We start from the raw sequence: 13106 nt of genomic DNA on the forward strand, positions 1-13106 counted from the left end.
GGTTAGATGGCAACCATTGACGGCATACAAATTCATGTCACAAACGAAAAGCCTTCATATTCCGTTCGGGTATCTACCTACCCTATCGAGGGCGGGGCCGCCATTACGGACCATGTGGAGCCTCAACTCGTGACCCTATCCCTAACCGGGAAGTTGGTAGGCGAGGATGCGGCGAAGAAGAGGAAAGAAATACTGGGGAAGATGAATTCCGGCACAACGGTTAAATATGTTGGCCGGAATTCCTTTATAAACTGCATCATCGAGGCTTTCGAAAGCGAACACGAATATAAAGTGGCAAACGGCATGAATTTTACAATGCAGTTGCGAGAAATCCGCAAGGTTAAGCCGCTTTTTTCTACGAAGCTGCCAGCCAAAACTCAGACCCTTGTCAAGGTGATGACAACGGCCGGCCGGCAGCAGCTCAAGACCACAAAGCAAAGCAAGACAAAAGGCACAAAAGCAAAAAGCCAAGGACCAACGGGAAAGAAGCACACGGTTCGAGAAGGCCAGACGTGGGAAGCGCTGGCGTATACGTACAAAGTACCCCTAAAAACTTTACGTTCTTGGAATACGCAAATACCAAAAGGCACCCGCCTGAAACCAGGCATGGTTGTCATCGTAGGTTAGGAGGGGCCTATGGAGTTTATACCGATTGAAAAAGACAGCATCCCTTATCAATTTGACATTGCGCTCGGCGTAGACATCTTCACCTTTGAAGTGAACTACAACGAGCGTTTTGACTTTTTTACACTCGACTTGATGAAGGATGATCAAGTGTTGCTTCAAGGCGTGAAACTCGTATACGGCGTTCCTGTTTTTGCAGGCATCGAGGACCACCGCTTTCCGGTGCCGTTGATTGTACCGGTTGACGAGGCAGGCAGGGAAACGGCCGTAACCTGGGGTAACTTCGGGGAGACCGTGTTTCTTGCATATGGAGAAGGCGAGGGAGAAGAAGATGAGTGAATCTTATGGCCGTGTTACGGAGTTGATTGTTGGTGGGCAGACGTTGAAGACGCCGGACCTAGAGATTCGTTTTGACGTGCCGTTTGATGATGATCCAGATCCAAACGAGGCCAGGATCGAAATCTACAACCTGAGTGACAATACGATAAACAACATCGCCCATCATTCAAAGGTTGTGCTGAATGCAGGATACAAAGGGGATGTCGGAACCATTCTTTCTGGTTACATCTCTTTTTATGAGACTCGATGGGAAGGGCCTGACAAAATTACAACCTTCACAGTCCTTGACTCGGAGCCATTGGACAGCCGGACCATTCCGAGCATTTCATATGCGAAACAAACGAAAGCCTCCACCGTCATTAGGGATTTGCTAAAGCGAGGTAACCTCAGCGCGGTCGCCTTAAGTTTGGTCAAAGATGTTGTTTACACAGAGGGGATGACCGTTGAGGGCTCCGTTGTTGATGCTATCAAGAACGTTGCCGCCGATTGCCAGACCTCCTGTTACATGCTCAAAGGGCAGTTGTATATTCGGCCACTTACCCAAGGCGACAAAATAAACTTTGTACTTTCACCGAAGACTGGCCTGATCGGTTCACCTACCTTTTTTCAGGACGACAGCAGCGCGGGTTATCAGGCCAAGTGTCTACTGAATCACCGATTGACAACAGGCAGCCTGATAACCATTGAAAGCCGCGTTGTCGAGGCATCACTCCGCGTGCGGCGCGGCCGACACTCTTCAAGTGGCAGTGATTTTACCACCGAGATAGAGGCGGTGTTTTAAAATGGCACAACTTGATAAGAGCTTGAATGGTTGGCTTGAAAATGCGTTGCGCCAACTCCACACGGCCACAATCGGGAGAGTGGCCGCATACGACAAGGAGCGACGCCGTGCAACCGTCCAGCCGCTCATCATGCAAAAGATGATGGGCAACCAGCCGAGTCCGCATGCATTATTGACGGATGTGCCCGTATTATGCCAGCGCTTCGAGGTGGATGGCGTGGAAAAGGACTATGTACCCGTTTTACGGCAGGGGGATGTAGTTTTGCTGATATGCGTAGAGCGTGCCATGGATCAGAGTCTGAATGGAGCCATGGCATACCCTGATTCTAGGCGCAGGCACAGCTTGTCGGATACGGTTGTAGTAGGGGTGATAACGTGAATTTTCGATTGGACAGCACGGGGGACCTGATTTTCGCAGATGGCGAATTACAAATGGTATCCGGGCCGGAAGAGATTGCCCAAGCTGCCCGTGTGGTGCTGGGTACGAATCTTGACGAGTGGTTTTTGGACCCCGATGCAGGCACAAGCTATGATGTGCTGCTGCAGAAGCAGCCGAACGAAGAGGCGATTCGCGAAACGGTTTATTCAGCCCTTGAACAAGTTGAGCAAATACAGAAGGTTGATAGCATCGACATTCGTTTCGACAAGGAGAATCGAATGCTCCACATCTTTTTCACTGCGACCGCAGTAAATGGGGAGAAGGTAGAAAGCGAGGTGAGTTTGGATGCTTGATGCATCTGGATTCAAGCGGATGCGGTACAGCGATTTACTGGAGCAGATGGAAGAACAGGCGCGGGCAAAATACGGTGAAACCACGAATACATCGGCACTATCTCCACTCGGGATCATCCTACGGATATTCGCTTTTTTTCTGGCCTATGTTTGGCAGGGAGTGGAGCACGTATACTACGCGGCGTACCGAGACACAGCAACCGGCGTGAGTTTGGACCGCCTCGCTCCGCAAGTGGGGATTAAACGATTCCAAGAGGAATTTGCATACGGAGAGTTAACATTCATAGGAACGCCAGAATATACGATACCGGAAGGCACAATCGTCGGCACCGCCACAGGAAAATATTTCGTGACAAATGAGGATCTGACTCTCGATAATGACGGCAAGGGTTCTGTGGGGATCGCGGCCCAAGAAGTGGGAACAGGATGGAACGTTGCAACTGGCACAATTGTGGCTTTGCTCAATCCCGATGCGAATATCCTCTCTGTCACGAATCCGAGGCCAACAACAGGCGGACGGGAGCGAGAGACGGATGAAGAATTTCGCGCCCGGTTCCAGCAATCGGTAGCGGGCGGCGGCGCGGCCTCTGTCGATGCCTTGCGAGGGACGCTATTACGGTTGTCTGGTGTTCGAGCGGCGGCCGTGATAGAAAACACCTCACTTACTACAGATGCGGCAGGCAGGCCCGGGAAATCGTTCCAGTGCTATGTGTTGGGAGGCGATGAGCAAGAGATCGCAGCCGCCATTTTCGCAACAAAGGCTGGCGGTATCGAAGCACACGGCGATATTGTTCGCGAGGTTACCGATGTCGCAGGTTACAAGCACAAGGTCAAGTTCAGCCGTGCTGAGGAAGTTTTGATTTCTGTTCATGCGAAGATAAAGCGAACTGTTCAATACCCGGCTGACGGTGACGAAAAGGTGATATCCGAAATCGTGCAGTACATCGGCGGGGAGCACGACGGTAAGTATTACAACGGCTTGTCCATGGGGGCGGCCGTAATATACAACAAATTAATTAGCGCGGTGTACAGGGTTCCAGGCGTGGATGATGTAGAATTGCTGCTGAACGGTGATTCGAAAAACATTGAAATCGCCCCTCATCAGGTGGCGAGGATTCGGGACCAGAATATCGAGGTGACCAGCCGTGTTTAGCGTGAAGGACATGCTTGGTCGGTTCACCGATGCGTATAACAAAAACCCTGAGAGCAATCTTGGAAAACTGGTGTCAATCCTACACTCTCAGCTTACAAGCCTGGAAGATACGCTGGACAAAATTCAGGAATGGCGAGACATTGACCGGGCCCGGGGAACAACCCTGGACAGGATCGGGGAAAACGTAGTGCAGCCGCGTGGAGCTGCTACCGACGAAATTTACAGAATTTTGTTGAAGTCGAAGGTAGCGCGAAACTTATCGAAGACGGACATTAACACGATCATTGAAGTTTTAGCTTTGGCCCTAGATTGCGATTTTTCGGAAATTCGAATCGAGGAAAAGCATGCGGACCCGAACGAACCGGAGCCGGCCGCACTTTCTTTGCTACGTGTGCCGATAGCTCGCCTGAACGAAGTGGGAATGTCACCGTACCAGTTCGCGCAGATCATCCAAAAAACAGTGGCTGCAGGCGTCCGGGTTGCACAAATTGATTTGTCTGGAACCTTTCTCCTGGCGTCGAAGCGAGCGGAAGTTGAAAAGAGCAAATTTGGGCTCGCGGATATCGCTATGACAACAGGCGGCACCCTTGGAACGGTCTATATGCCGGGCAATGACTACGAATTACCGATTTAGGGAGGGAGAAGATAGGAATGCCATTCAATAAAGAATTACCCGAATGGAAGGCAGCAGGAATACAACCTCCTGAGTCAAAACGGGTGAAGGGCTGGGAAGTTGAGGATCGGCCGCCAGCTGATTGGCTCAATTGGCACATGAATCGATCCTATGAGGCGCTGCAGGAGCTGCAGGAAAAGGCTGCGGAGAAGGATGATGTATCGAAGGCACTTAAAGATGCCAAGGAATACACGGACCAGAAGGCTCAGGCGGTTACCCCCGAAAGCATCGGGGCTGAAACGCCAACAGGGGCCCAAGAGAAAGCGGATGCTGCCCTTACAGTGGCGAAGCAGTACACCGATGAAAACATCAACGTATTAAGGGCGGATGTTGATAGCAATACGGACGAAATACGCAACCTAAAGCAATCTGTCGATCACGTTTTAGGCAAGCCCTTGGGGATTAAACCCGGCCTCCAGGTGGTGGAGGTCGAGAATGATACGCCGTTCCAGATGGGGGAGATAAAGGGCCGGACACTCATCAACCTACTAGGACGAGTTGGAGACTGTGAAAATACAGCCGATTGGTCTGCACCCGGACCCGGTGTTAAGGCTCTAAGCACCGAGCGGGTATACGGATCCTTTTCCATCGAAGTGGCGAGTACGAAGGAGGAACAGGCGGGATTTGGTATTCGTTCCAATGGTGCTGTAAAAGACCTGGATAAATACTATATTGCCGTCGGGTATATTCGAAACATATCCGCTCAGTATGTACACCTCTCCTTTGCAGAAGTGAAGAGCGAGGCCAATGTAACATCATGGTTCAAGTCGAATGGGACAGTCAAGTCCAATCAGTTCACATATGCATATGTCGCTGTTTCCCCCGTGGATCTCGCTGGCAAAGACAGGGTGGAAGTCTACGTCCGAGGCGTAGCATCAGAAGCAGGCCAAAAGATATCTGCGGATGGAATCGGGCTGTATGAGATCACCGAGGCCGAGTACAATGCAATTGAAGGCATGACACCGGAACAGGTTGCCAAACGCTATCCATACGTAGACAGCATGACCAACGTAAAGAACCCATACGCCATCGTAACGGGAGGCAATCTGCTGCCGCCGTTTTATGAAGCCGATCGGATCACTGTCGCATCGAAAGCGACAGTGGTAGCCCCTTATGAATTGCGTTTTGGCGCTGGTGGAGACGGGGACTTCCTGGCGTATCATCTATCGGTACTGCCGAATCAGACATATGTATTCTCGCTCGAAAATTCCGGGGTGTCATGGTGCATCACGGAACTAGACTACAACACGTTCGTTGTCCCATACGGTACGGATACTTACCGCTCCTTCAACGTTGGTAGTCGAACGCAGATTGCGCTAGTACTCAAAAGCTTTTCCGCCGATATTGACGTATCCTGTAAAAACCCGATGCTCACCGTCGGAACCGAAGCGAAGCCCTTCGTACCGCAGCAACGTAGCATGATCGCCTTCGAAACGGAGCTCGCCGCTCATCCGGTAGACGGCAGCAATCCCGATACGCTCTTTATGGGAGACGATGGGCTACCGTATGTGCTGGAGCCGTGGGGGAAGGTTACGTTGGATGGGTCCCATGTATGGAAAAGACATTCTACACAAAACGACTTTAAAGTCCTTTCTGCAAATGATTGTGTTCCAAATAACAGTTCCCCAGCAGATGAAGATGACTACGGCAGACTTTTCGTTACAAAATACAATGGCAGTCTATTAAGCGTAAATGATAAACCTATAAATGTAGAAAATTGGGGTTTTAGTGATGTTACTCGCATTTTCACATCTAATGCTTATATTTCAGTGCACAATAATGAAAGTGGATGGGGAGGAAATTACAATCCGGAACCCGACGAGATTAAGGCGTATTTTAACGGTTGGAGGATGTACCAAGAAGGGAGCCGCGAAACTCCATATACAAGTGGTAAAAAGCAATGGTTTAAGATAAATAAGCCAAGCGATCCAAGTGTAGCTGACACGCCAACAACGTCATATCCGGAATGGACGCCTTACCGCCTCCAATACCTGAAGGCGAAGCCAACCGTCGAGCCCGTCAGGAATTACGAGTTGGGCGCGACACTCTCCGCAGGCTCTAACATGGTCGAGGTCGGCAGCGGTATTGTGATCCGGGAACGGGCGAATCCAGCGCCCGGTGTTAGCGATGAAGGAAATATTAACAATGCATATCTGCCTGCAACGATGCTCCGACACAGGACACATGTAGCTAGTGCAATAGTTTATAAAAATAACGCAATTGACAGGGCGTGGATCGCGAAGGGCGACAATGTTTTACAAACTGAACCTAGTTATTACGACCCAACCGCAATCTACCACGTCACCTATACGATGCTTCATCCAACTCTTGCGCCTCCAATCAGCGGCACCGTGGCGGCCAACCTGCGTGGGACTGTGTCGGACTTGGTGAAGGATGTAGGTGACATCGGGCGGCGGCTGTCGGTGGTGGAGACGCAGAAGGCGGAGAAGGATGCGCCACCTCCTCTGCGGATTAAACCTACATTATTGAATGGGTGGGTAGATTATGGATCGCCTTTTGAACATTCGTTCTACTATAAGGATGATTCGAATGTTGTTTCGATTGAGGGCTTGATAGGTAGGGGAACGGCAGCGTTGGGTACATCTTTGTTTATACTTCCAACAGGGTTTAGACCTGACAAATCGCTTATTTTCCCTGTGCTTGGATGGGTAACAGGTGTAGGCGAGGCTCTTGTCCGCATTGACGTGGATCCAACGGGGATTGTAAAGATTGGCTCGCCTAATGCAAAAAATGATTATCTCTCATTGCAAGGTATATCGTTCCTTGCAAATAAATAAGGAGGCACGACATGAAAGAAGCAATCATAACCGACCTATCCGGTCGCTACATCGAACCGACGCTCGTTGCGGACTCCGTGACGGGCGTTTTTGATCGGCGGGAACCGGTTGAACCGGACGAACCCGGCAGCCTTCCGCAGTCTGAACCGGAGCAGCGTGACGACGAGCAGCCTGACGAACCGGAAACGGTACTCGTAGGCTACACCGTAGCTGTGCCGATGCCTGACGGGCTGTATCAGCCTATATTCGATGTCGAGGGCTACAGAGCAGCGCAGGAGGCTTATGAGGCTGCATACGCCGAATACATGGCCGTGCTGGCCGAGCATGACCCGGAGAGCGACGATCCGCTGCCGGAGCCGCCGCAACCCGTGGACGGCCCAAGCTTCTGGCGGAACGGACTCACGGACGAGGAAATCGAAGCGCTGAATCCGGATCCGCAGCCGTCACAGACCGACGCGCTGGGCCAAGAATTGACGCAAATGAAAATCAGGAATATCCAGCAGCAGAGCGTCATTGATGACCTTGGCAGAATGTTGACCCAATCGCGGCTGGACAGCATGCAGAAAAAGCAGACTATCGACAGCCTGGGTGCGGAATTGACGAATGCTAAACTTGAAATTATTGAATTTAAAGGAGGGCAAACGGAATGAATTTCTGGAAACTTGCTTTTGATTGTGAATGGATCGACGCAGAGGGGCTATGCGCAGCCGTTAAGACGGAGGCCAACCGATTCGGGGAAATCACGCCGGAAGAGTACGAGAAGATTACTGGGATAAAATTTCCGACACAGGAATAAGCGCCACGCCATAGAGCAGGCGCTTTATTTATGCCCTCGGGATACCCGGGGGCTATTTATTTATCAATAGGGGGATCAGTATGGAGTTGACGGCAGTAGTAGCCATGATTGCCGCTATCAGCGGTATTGCGCTGGGCTGGATGGGCCGCAATAGAACAGTTAAGCATGATATTGTCCAGGAGGCCGGAGCAGACGCTGTACAGCGCACAGACGTCGAGTATATCAAGCGCGGGGTAGATGATATCCGTGTTGACTTACGAATGCAAGGGCAGCGCCTGGACGGGCTGGCGGAGCGTGTGACGCGGGTAGAAGAGTCATCGAAACAAGCACATAAGCGCATTGATCGCTTGGAAGAATAATAGAAGGGATGATATCGAATGGAGTGGCAAATGATTTTTGAATTGATTGATCCGGCCCTATTTGTCGTGGTTGGAGCCTGTTGGGTGATTGGGTACATGCTCAAGCAAACGCCGCCGGTGCCAGATTGGAGCATCGTATACATCGTTGTTGTGTTGGCGGTAGTGTTTACGGTTGGAACGCTTGGCTGGAGCGTTGAAGCTATCATACAGGGCATTCTTGCGGGGGCGTTCGCAGTATTCGGTCACCAGGCGGTAAAGCAGATGAAGAAGGGTGGTGAAAAGTAATGGTTGCGGCAATTGAGGAAGTGAAAAAGGTATTATGGGATGGCGGCCACGGAGGTAAGGACCCGGGATCCAGCGGGAACGGAGTTGTCGAAAAGAATATAGCGCTACAAGTGGCGACAGAAGCCGCGAAGCGCCTCGAACAGGAGTATGAAGGTGTCCAATGCCTGCTGTCGCGCTCCACGGACTCATACTTGTCCCTGAAAGAGCGGACAGACAAGGCGAATGCTGCCGGGGCCCATCTGCTTGTCAGCATCCATTGTAATGCGGGCGGTGGAAAGGGTGGATTCGAATCTTTCACATACAGCGGCACAAAGGACGCGGCTACAGCAGCGTTTCAAGACGTGCTGCACTCCGAAATCATGAAAAAGTTGAAACCGTTTGGAGTCATTGACAGAGGGCAGAAGAAAAAGGATCTACATGTGTGCCGGGAGTCACGCATGCCGGCCGTCCTGACCGAAAACCTATTTGTCGATGTTGCAGCAGATGCAGCACGGCTCAAGCGGCCAGAAGTTATTGAGGCGATTGTTGCGGGTCATGTGGCCGGGGTAGCCAAGTATCTAAAGTTGCAGCCGAAGAAAGCACAGCAGCCGCCAGCGAGCGGAGCGACCAACATCCTTGGCCCAGCATCGGCTACCGTCGAGCAGGCCCGAGAATGGGCCCGGAGCAAGAATGCCCCGGCTGAGTTTGTCGATCTAGCGGAATTGTACTGGGAACTGGCCCCGAAGCACGGCGGAGTGGACCCGGCGGTCGCCTACGTACAGTTCGGTCATGAGACGGGCTATCTCTATCGGGACGGGCGGAGCGCTGCCGGTATCGATGCCTCTTATAAAAATCCATGCGGCCTAAAGGTCACGGCGGGCGGCGGTGATTATCAGGCATCGGCGCACAAGCGCTTTACGGATTGGCGCGAGGGTATCACCGCCCATCTGGATCACCTTGCGCTTTATGCCGGAGCTGCTGGTTACCCGCGCGCGGGCACGCCTGACCCTCGGCATTTTGCGTATCTGTTAGGGACCGCCAAGACAGTGGAGTCGTTGGGTGGTAAATGGGCACCATCAACATCATATGGGCAGAAATTAGTGCAGTATTTAAAGGAGGTACAAGCAATGGAGAAACCGAAACAGCCGGACTACGTGGGACACTGGGCCGAAGCGTCTATTCGGCGTGTGATGGAAGCGGGGATCATGAATGGCCGTAACACTGGATTCGCGCCGAACGAGCCGATTACGCGGGCAGAGATTGCTGTTGTCGTGGATCGTATGTTGAAGCAGATGGGGAAATAAGCATTCTGGCCTCGCCGGGGATATGGGCGGGGCCTCTTTTCATCTGCGCAGTTTTTAAGAATTACCTCTCCAACCGAATTAAAAAGCCCCGGGAGGTCCCGAGGCTCTTACTCATTTATTTAACTGCTTCATCCATAGCTTTAGCATACTTCTCAAATTCAGCTTTATCCATATTGCCGTTCATTTGCAGCAGTACATTACCAGCTGCATGCGTATGCGAGAATGCCGCCGCTGTTGCCTTTCCTAGTTCATCGTAATAGGTTTTTACCTTCTCAAGATCGGAATTCTTATCGAAAATAAATAGCCGTCCGCCTTTATCTTCCCCCATGGCCAGAACGAGGATACGCTTGGACTCCTTGTCCAACTTAGGAGCCATCCCGTATTCTTTAGCTTCTAAGTCTCTCGCTTCAATTTCTAGCCCTGCATCCTTGAACTTCTGGACCATTTCATCGGCAGAGATGTTTTTGCCGCCCCCGCAGCCTACCAAGACTAAAACACACATTAGGAATATTGCACTTAATTTCTTCAAAATTCCCCCTCCTCGTATAGTATTTCCTGAAGGCAGTTTTGAGTCTTTTTCCAGTCCTTTATAGAAACATAGAATGCCTTCAAAATTTCCAGCTTGCACATTGAAAATTAATATGGGGACTGGACTTTCCGGAATGTCTCTGGACAATGGAACTTAGGGTTCCATTCGGGGAAATTCGTCTCCCTCCTGTAGTCCAATCTACTTTTTAAGTCTGTTTCTCCGGTACTCGCTTGCACTTCTTACCCGCTGGCTGTTCCCTTCGGCAACTCATGCCCGACTGTAGCAGCGTCGGGGCAGCTCGTGAACCGAAGCGTGTTCTCATATGCGAGGGTGATTGATCGGCGAGTGCGCCGGAGACAGTCCGGAGAGTCCGTTCCCTGAATCCCTTATAGAAAGGAGGAATTCTCTTGAAGCTTTTTGTCGGTATTGACGTCAGTTCCGAAGAACTGGAAGCCTGTTTGATGAAATCGGATGGCGACACCCTGGAGACCTTCAAGACCACCAACAATCTGCACGGCGCTTCTTACTTGCGGGATCGCATCATTTCTGCTGCGGTCAAGACAGCCTGCTCTGAGGTTCATATCGGGCTTGAAGCCACATCCGTCTACAGTTGGCATCCAGCCATGTACTTGCATGAGGATGAGGCCCTTCAACAATTGAATGCCAAGGTGTTCACCATTAATCCGAAGCTGATTAACAAATTCAAAGACGCTTATGCCGACCTGGACAAAACCGATCGCATCGATGCCTGGATCATTGCAGACCGCCTGCGTTTTGGCAGACTCACGACGACTATCGTGATGCAGGAACAGTACATCGCCTTGCAGCGGCTCACTCGCATGCGATTCCATCTCGTACACAACCTTACCCGCGAGAAGCAATACTTTTTGCAAAATCTGTTCTACAAGTGCAATGCTTTTCGCGCGGAGGTGGACAGTTCCGTGTTCGGCCATGCCATCATGGAAATGCTCTCGGAAAAGTATAGTCTGGATGAGATGGCGAATATGGATGTCGCCCGTTTGGCTGACTATCTCAAGGACAAGGGGAGAAATCGTTTCCCCGATCCCGAACACGTCGCCCGCTGTATTCAAAAGGCGGCTCGGGCCTCGTACCGTCTCTCGAAGGTTGTCGAGGATTCCATTGATTTGGTGCTGGGCACCTCAATTCAGTCGATCCGGAGCATCCAGAGTCAGCTTAAAGAGCTCGACAAGGCGATTGAGCGCATTTTAGACGGCATTTCCAGCAGCCAGTGCCTCCGTTCCATTCCGGGCATTGATCGGGTCTATGCCGCAGGCATCCTGGCCGAGATCGGCGACATCGACCGCTTCACGGATCAAGCCGCCTTGGCCAAGTATGCGGGTCTGACGTGGCGCAAGCACCAATCCGGCTCCTTCGAGGCGGAAGATACAAAGCGCATTCGTTCCGGCAACCGATTCCTTCGCTACTACCTTGTTGAAGCTGCCAACTCGGTAAAAAACCGCGACCCGGAATTCGGGGAGTACTACCGGAAGAAATTCAATGAAGTCCCTAAGCATCAACACAAACGTGCCCTCGTCTTAACGGCAAGAAAACTTGTGCGTCTGGTCGATGTGCTGCTACGCAACGACCAACTCTATACGCCCAGAAGGAAGGTGAAGCCGACAGAGCAATAATGCCTTGGCTCATGAATTTTCTTCTCTAATTCCCAGTTAAATTATGGTATTTTACTTAATTTTCGACTGGGTCTAGTTTGGTGATGCCTTTTTTGGGATTGATCCTGCTGCACGCAAAGGTAATTTTCCAATTCTCATCAATCAGGGACTTGACATCATACCGCTGGACTTTTCTTCAATTATATGACTATATGCCCATATATTCTATACCTTGAATTGGACTAAATAGAGAAAACCCCGGATCGCTCCGGGGTGAACAGTTTCATTTTTTCGGTCTCGACTTAATATAAATCCGTTCTTTCTTCATTTTTACGAAGCCTAACCCCATATCGGCCATCTCCATCTCCATCTCCTTCGCGCCCTGATTCCGTCTGTATGCCTCAACCTGCAGATTCTCCAATCGCTTCTGGAACTCCGACTTCTTCCCTTCGTTCGTCATTGTTCCTTCCTCCATTCTACCCTTGCCATCTGTTCATATTCTTCCAGCATTTTTAATTGCTCTTTTACGCGACGCTCCGCCACTTCTCGCGCTGCTTCCCGGGCTTTTTCTTCAGATAGGAAGCTTTCCCGCCTTAGCCGTCTGTTCTTCCCTTCTCCAATGCTATAGTCAAAGTACCAGCGATCCCCGCGTCGCTTGATTCGTGGTATTTCCATCCTCTTTCATCCTTTCATCGTTTATCAGTCGATTTATGATGTTACATCCAGCATACATCATGGGGCGGTTCCACGCCTTCTTTTTTTATGATTTCGCCCAATCGAGTAGCGTTTCAATGTGTCCGATGCTCGCGTCACACATATAGGTGAGACCGTAGGGTCCGTAGTATCCTGCAATGATCATTCTGCCGTATTTCGTTTCGACTAAAAACTCAAAAGCATAAAAATGCTCCGACTTTGTTATGATTGATTTTACGACCTCGCCTTGGTTAAGCTTTATTTCAAGACGGCGAACGTCCTCATTTTTCATTACATCCTTTAGTTCATCAAGCGTCATAAAAAGCCCTTCCTCTCGTGACCATATTTTGACCATATTCGTACCTGAAAGTATCCGAAATTATCCGAACCTAATTTTCTTAAACCCTGATTGCCCTAAGAAATCCTATAT

18 protein-coding genes are annotated in these 13106 nt (G+C 50.7%); 14 read left to right on the forward strand and 4 right to left on the reverse strand.

From position 1 onward, the window contains the following. The first annotated feature begins 6 nt into the window (after positions 1-6). The 13 genes from OCY70_RS30280 to OCY70_RS30340 all read left to right on the forward strand — a co-directional run bounded on the left by OCY70_RS30280 (position 7) and on the right by OCY70_RS30340 (position 9823). Positions 7-627: a LysM peptidoglycan-binding domain-containing protein gene (locus OCY70_RS30280; RefSeq protein WP_213431196.1), complete on the forward strand. Its 621-nt coding sequence runs from the start codon at positions 7-9 to the stop codon at positions 625-627. Positions 628-636: 9 nt separating this feature from the next. After that, a complete protein-coding gene (locus tag OCY70_RS30285) occupies positions 637-963 on the forward strand; it encodes a phage baseplate plug family protein (RefSeq protein ID WP_213431197.1) in 327 nt (108 codons plus the stop codon). Next, a complete protein-coding gene (locus OCY70_RS30290) occupies positions 956-1744 on the forward strand; it encodes a phage protein (protein WP_213431198.1) in 789 nt (262 codons plus the stop codon). The genes OCY70_RS30285 and OCY70_RS30290 overlap by 8 nt, the downstream gene beginning before the upstream one ends. Position 1745: 1 nt before the next feature. Then, a complete protein-coding gene (locus tag OCY70_RS30295) occupies positions 1746-2123 on the forward strand; it encodes a Gp138 family membrane-puncturing spike protein (protein WP_213431199.1) in 378 nt (125 codons plus the stop codon). Then, positions 2120-2476: a DUF2634 domain-containing protein gene (locus OCY70_RS30300; RefSeq protein WP_213431200.1), complete on the forward strand. Its 357-nt coding sequence runs from the start codon at positions 2120-2122 to the stop codon at positions 2474-2476. Before OCY70_RS30295 ends, OCY70_RS30300 begins: the two co-directional genes overlap by 4 nt. Continuing rightward, positions 2469-3629, forward strand: coding sequence for a baseplate J/gp47 family protein (locus tag OCY70_RS30305; protein WP_213431201.1), 1161 nt, complete (start codon positions 2469-2471; stop codon positions 3627-3629). Before OCY70_RS30300 ends, OCY70_RS30305 begins: the two co-directional genes overlap by 8 nt. Continuing rightward, on the forward strand, positions 3622-4263 hold the full coding sequence (locus tag OCY70_RS30310) for a hypothetical protein (RefSeq protein ID WP_213431202.1): 642 nt from the start codon (positions 3622-3624) through the stop codon (positions 4261-4263). Before OCY70_RS30305 ends, OCY70_RS30310 begins: the two co-directional genes overlap by 8 nt. A gap of 17 nt (positions 4264-4280) precedes the next feature. Beyond that, positions 4281-7100, forward strand: a complete 2820-nt coding sequence (locus OCY70_RS30315) for a hypothetical protein (protein WP_261944935.1) — start codon at positions 4281-4283, stop codon at positions 7098-7100. Positions 7101-7111: 11 nt separating this feature from the next. Continuing rightward, positions 7112-7750 (forward strand): hypothetical protein, encoded by a 639-nt coding sequence (locus tag OCY70_RS30320; RefSeq protein WP_261944479.1) that lies wholly within the window; start codon positions 7112-7114, stop codon positions 7748-7750. Then, on the forward strand, positions 7747-7896 hold the full coding sequence (locus OCY70_RS30325; RefSeq protein WP_213431628.1) for an XkdX family protein: 150 nt from the start codon (positions 7747-7749) through the stop codon (positions 7894-7896). Before OCY70_RS30320 ends, OCY70_RS30325 begins: the two co-directional genes overlap by 4 nt. A gap of 80 nt (positions 7897-7976) precedes the next feature. Then, on the forward strand, positions 7977-8255 hold the full coding sequence (locus OCY70_RS30330; RefSeq protein ID WP_213431454.1) for a hypothetical protein: 279 nt from the start codon (positions 7977-7979) through the stop codon (positions 8253-8255). 18 nt (positions 8256-8273) lie between these two features. Further along, complete coding sequence (locus tag OCY70_RS30335) at positions 8274-8540, forward strand: phage holin family protein (protein ID WP_213431455.1); 267 nt, start codon at positions 8274-8276, stop codon at positions 8538-8540. Then, entirely contained in the window at positions 8540-9823 is a 1284-nt protein-coding gene (locus OCY70_RS30340) for an N-acetylmuramoyl-L-alanine amidase (protein WP_261944480.1), read from the forward strand. The genes OCY70_RS30335 and OCY70_RS30340 overlap by 1 nt, the downstream gene beginning before the upstream one ends. A 115-nt stretch (positions 9824-9938) precedes the next feature. On the opposite strand, the gene OCY70_RS30345 is transcribed toward OCY70_RS30340, so the two are convergent. Beyond that, positions 9939-10352 carry a stress protein gene (locus tag OCY70_RS30345; RefSeq protein WP_249725592.1) on the reverse strand — a complete coding sequence of 138 codons (414 nt, stop codon included), beginning with the start codon at positions 10350-10352 and terminating at the stop codon, positions 9939-9941. Positions 10353-10759: 407 nt separating this feature from the next. On the opposite strand from OCY70_RS30345, the gene OCY70_RS30350 reads away from it, so the two are divergent. Further along, positions 10760-12004 carry an IS110 family transposase gene (locus OCY70_RS30350; protein ID WP_261944499.1) on the forward strand — a complete coding sequence of 415 codons (1245 nt, stop codon included), beginning with the start codon at positions 10760-10762 and terminating at the stop codon, positions 12002-12004. 262 nt (positions 12005-12266) lie between these two features. Here OCY70_RS30350 and OCY70_RS30355 read toward each other — a convergent pair whose 3' ends face one another. The 3 genes from OCY70_RS30355 to OCY70_RS30365 all read right to left on the reverse strand — a co-directional run bounded on the left by OCY70_RS30355 (position 12267) and on the right by OCY70_RS30365 (position 12995). Then, positions 12267-12443: a hypothetical protein gene (locus OCY70_RS30355; protein WP_213430905.1), complete on the reverse strand. Its 177-nt coding sequence runs from the start codon at positions 12441-12443 to the stop codon at positions 12267-12269. Next, positions 12440-12658 (reverse strand): Arm DNA-binding domain-containing protein, encoded by a 219-nt coding sequence (locus OCY70_RS30360; RefSeq protein ID WP_213430904.1) that lies wholly within the window; start codon positions 12656-12658, stop codon positions 12440-12442. Before OCY70_RS30360 ends, OCY70_RS30355 begins: the two co-directional genes overlap by 4 nt. Positions 12659-12743: 85 nt before the next feature. Further along, the gene (locus tag OCY70_RS30365) at positions 12744-12995 is read right to left on the reverse strand and encodes a hypothetical protein (protein ID WP_261945308.1); all 252 of its coding nucleotides are present in this window, start codon (positions 12993-12995) and stop codon (positions 12744-12746) included. Positions 12996-13106 lie beyond the last annotated feature (111 nt).

Origin of the sequence: Paenibacillus melissococcoides, from assembly GCA_944800085.1 — a bacterium.
Taxonomy (GTDB): Bacteria; Bacillota; Bacilli; order Paenibacillales; family Paenibacillaceae; genus Paenibacillus_B; species Paenibacillus_B melissococcoides.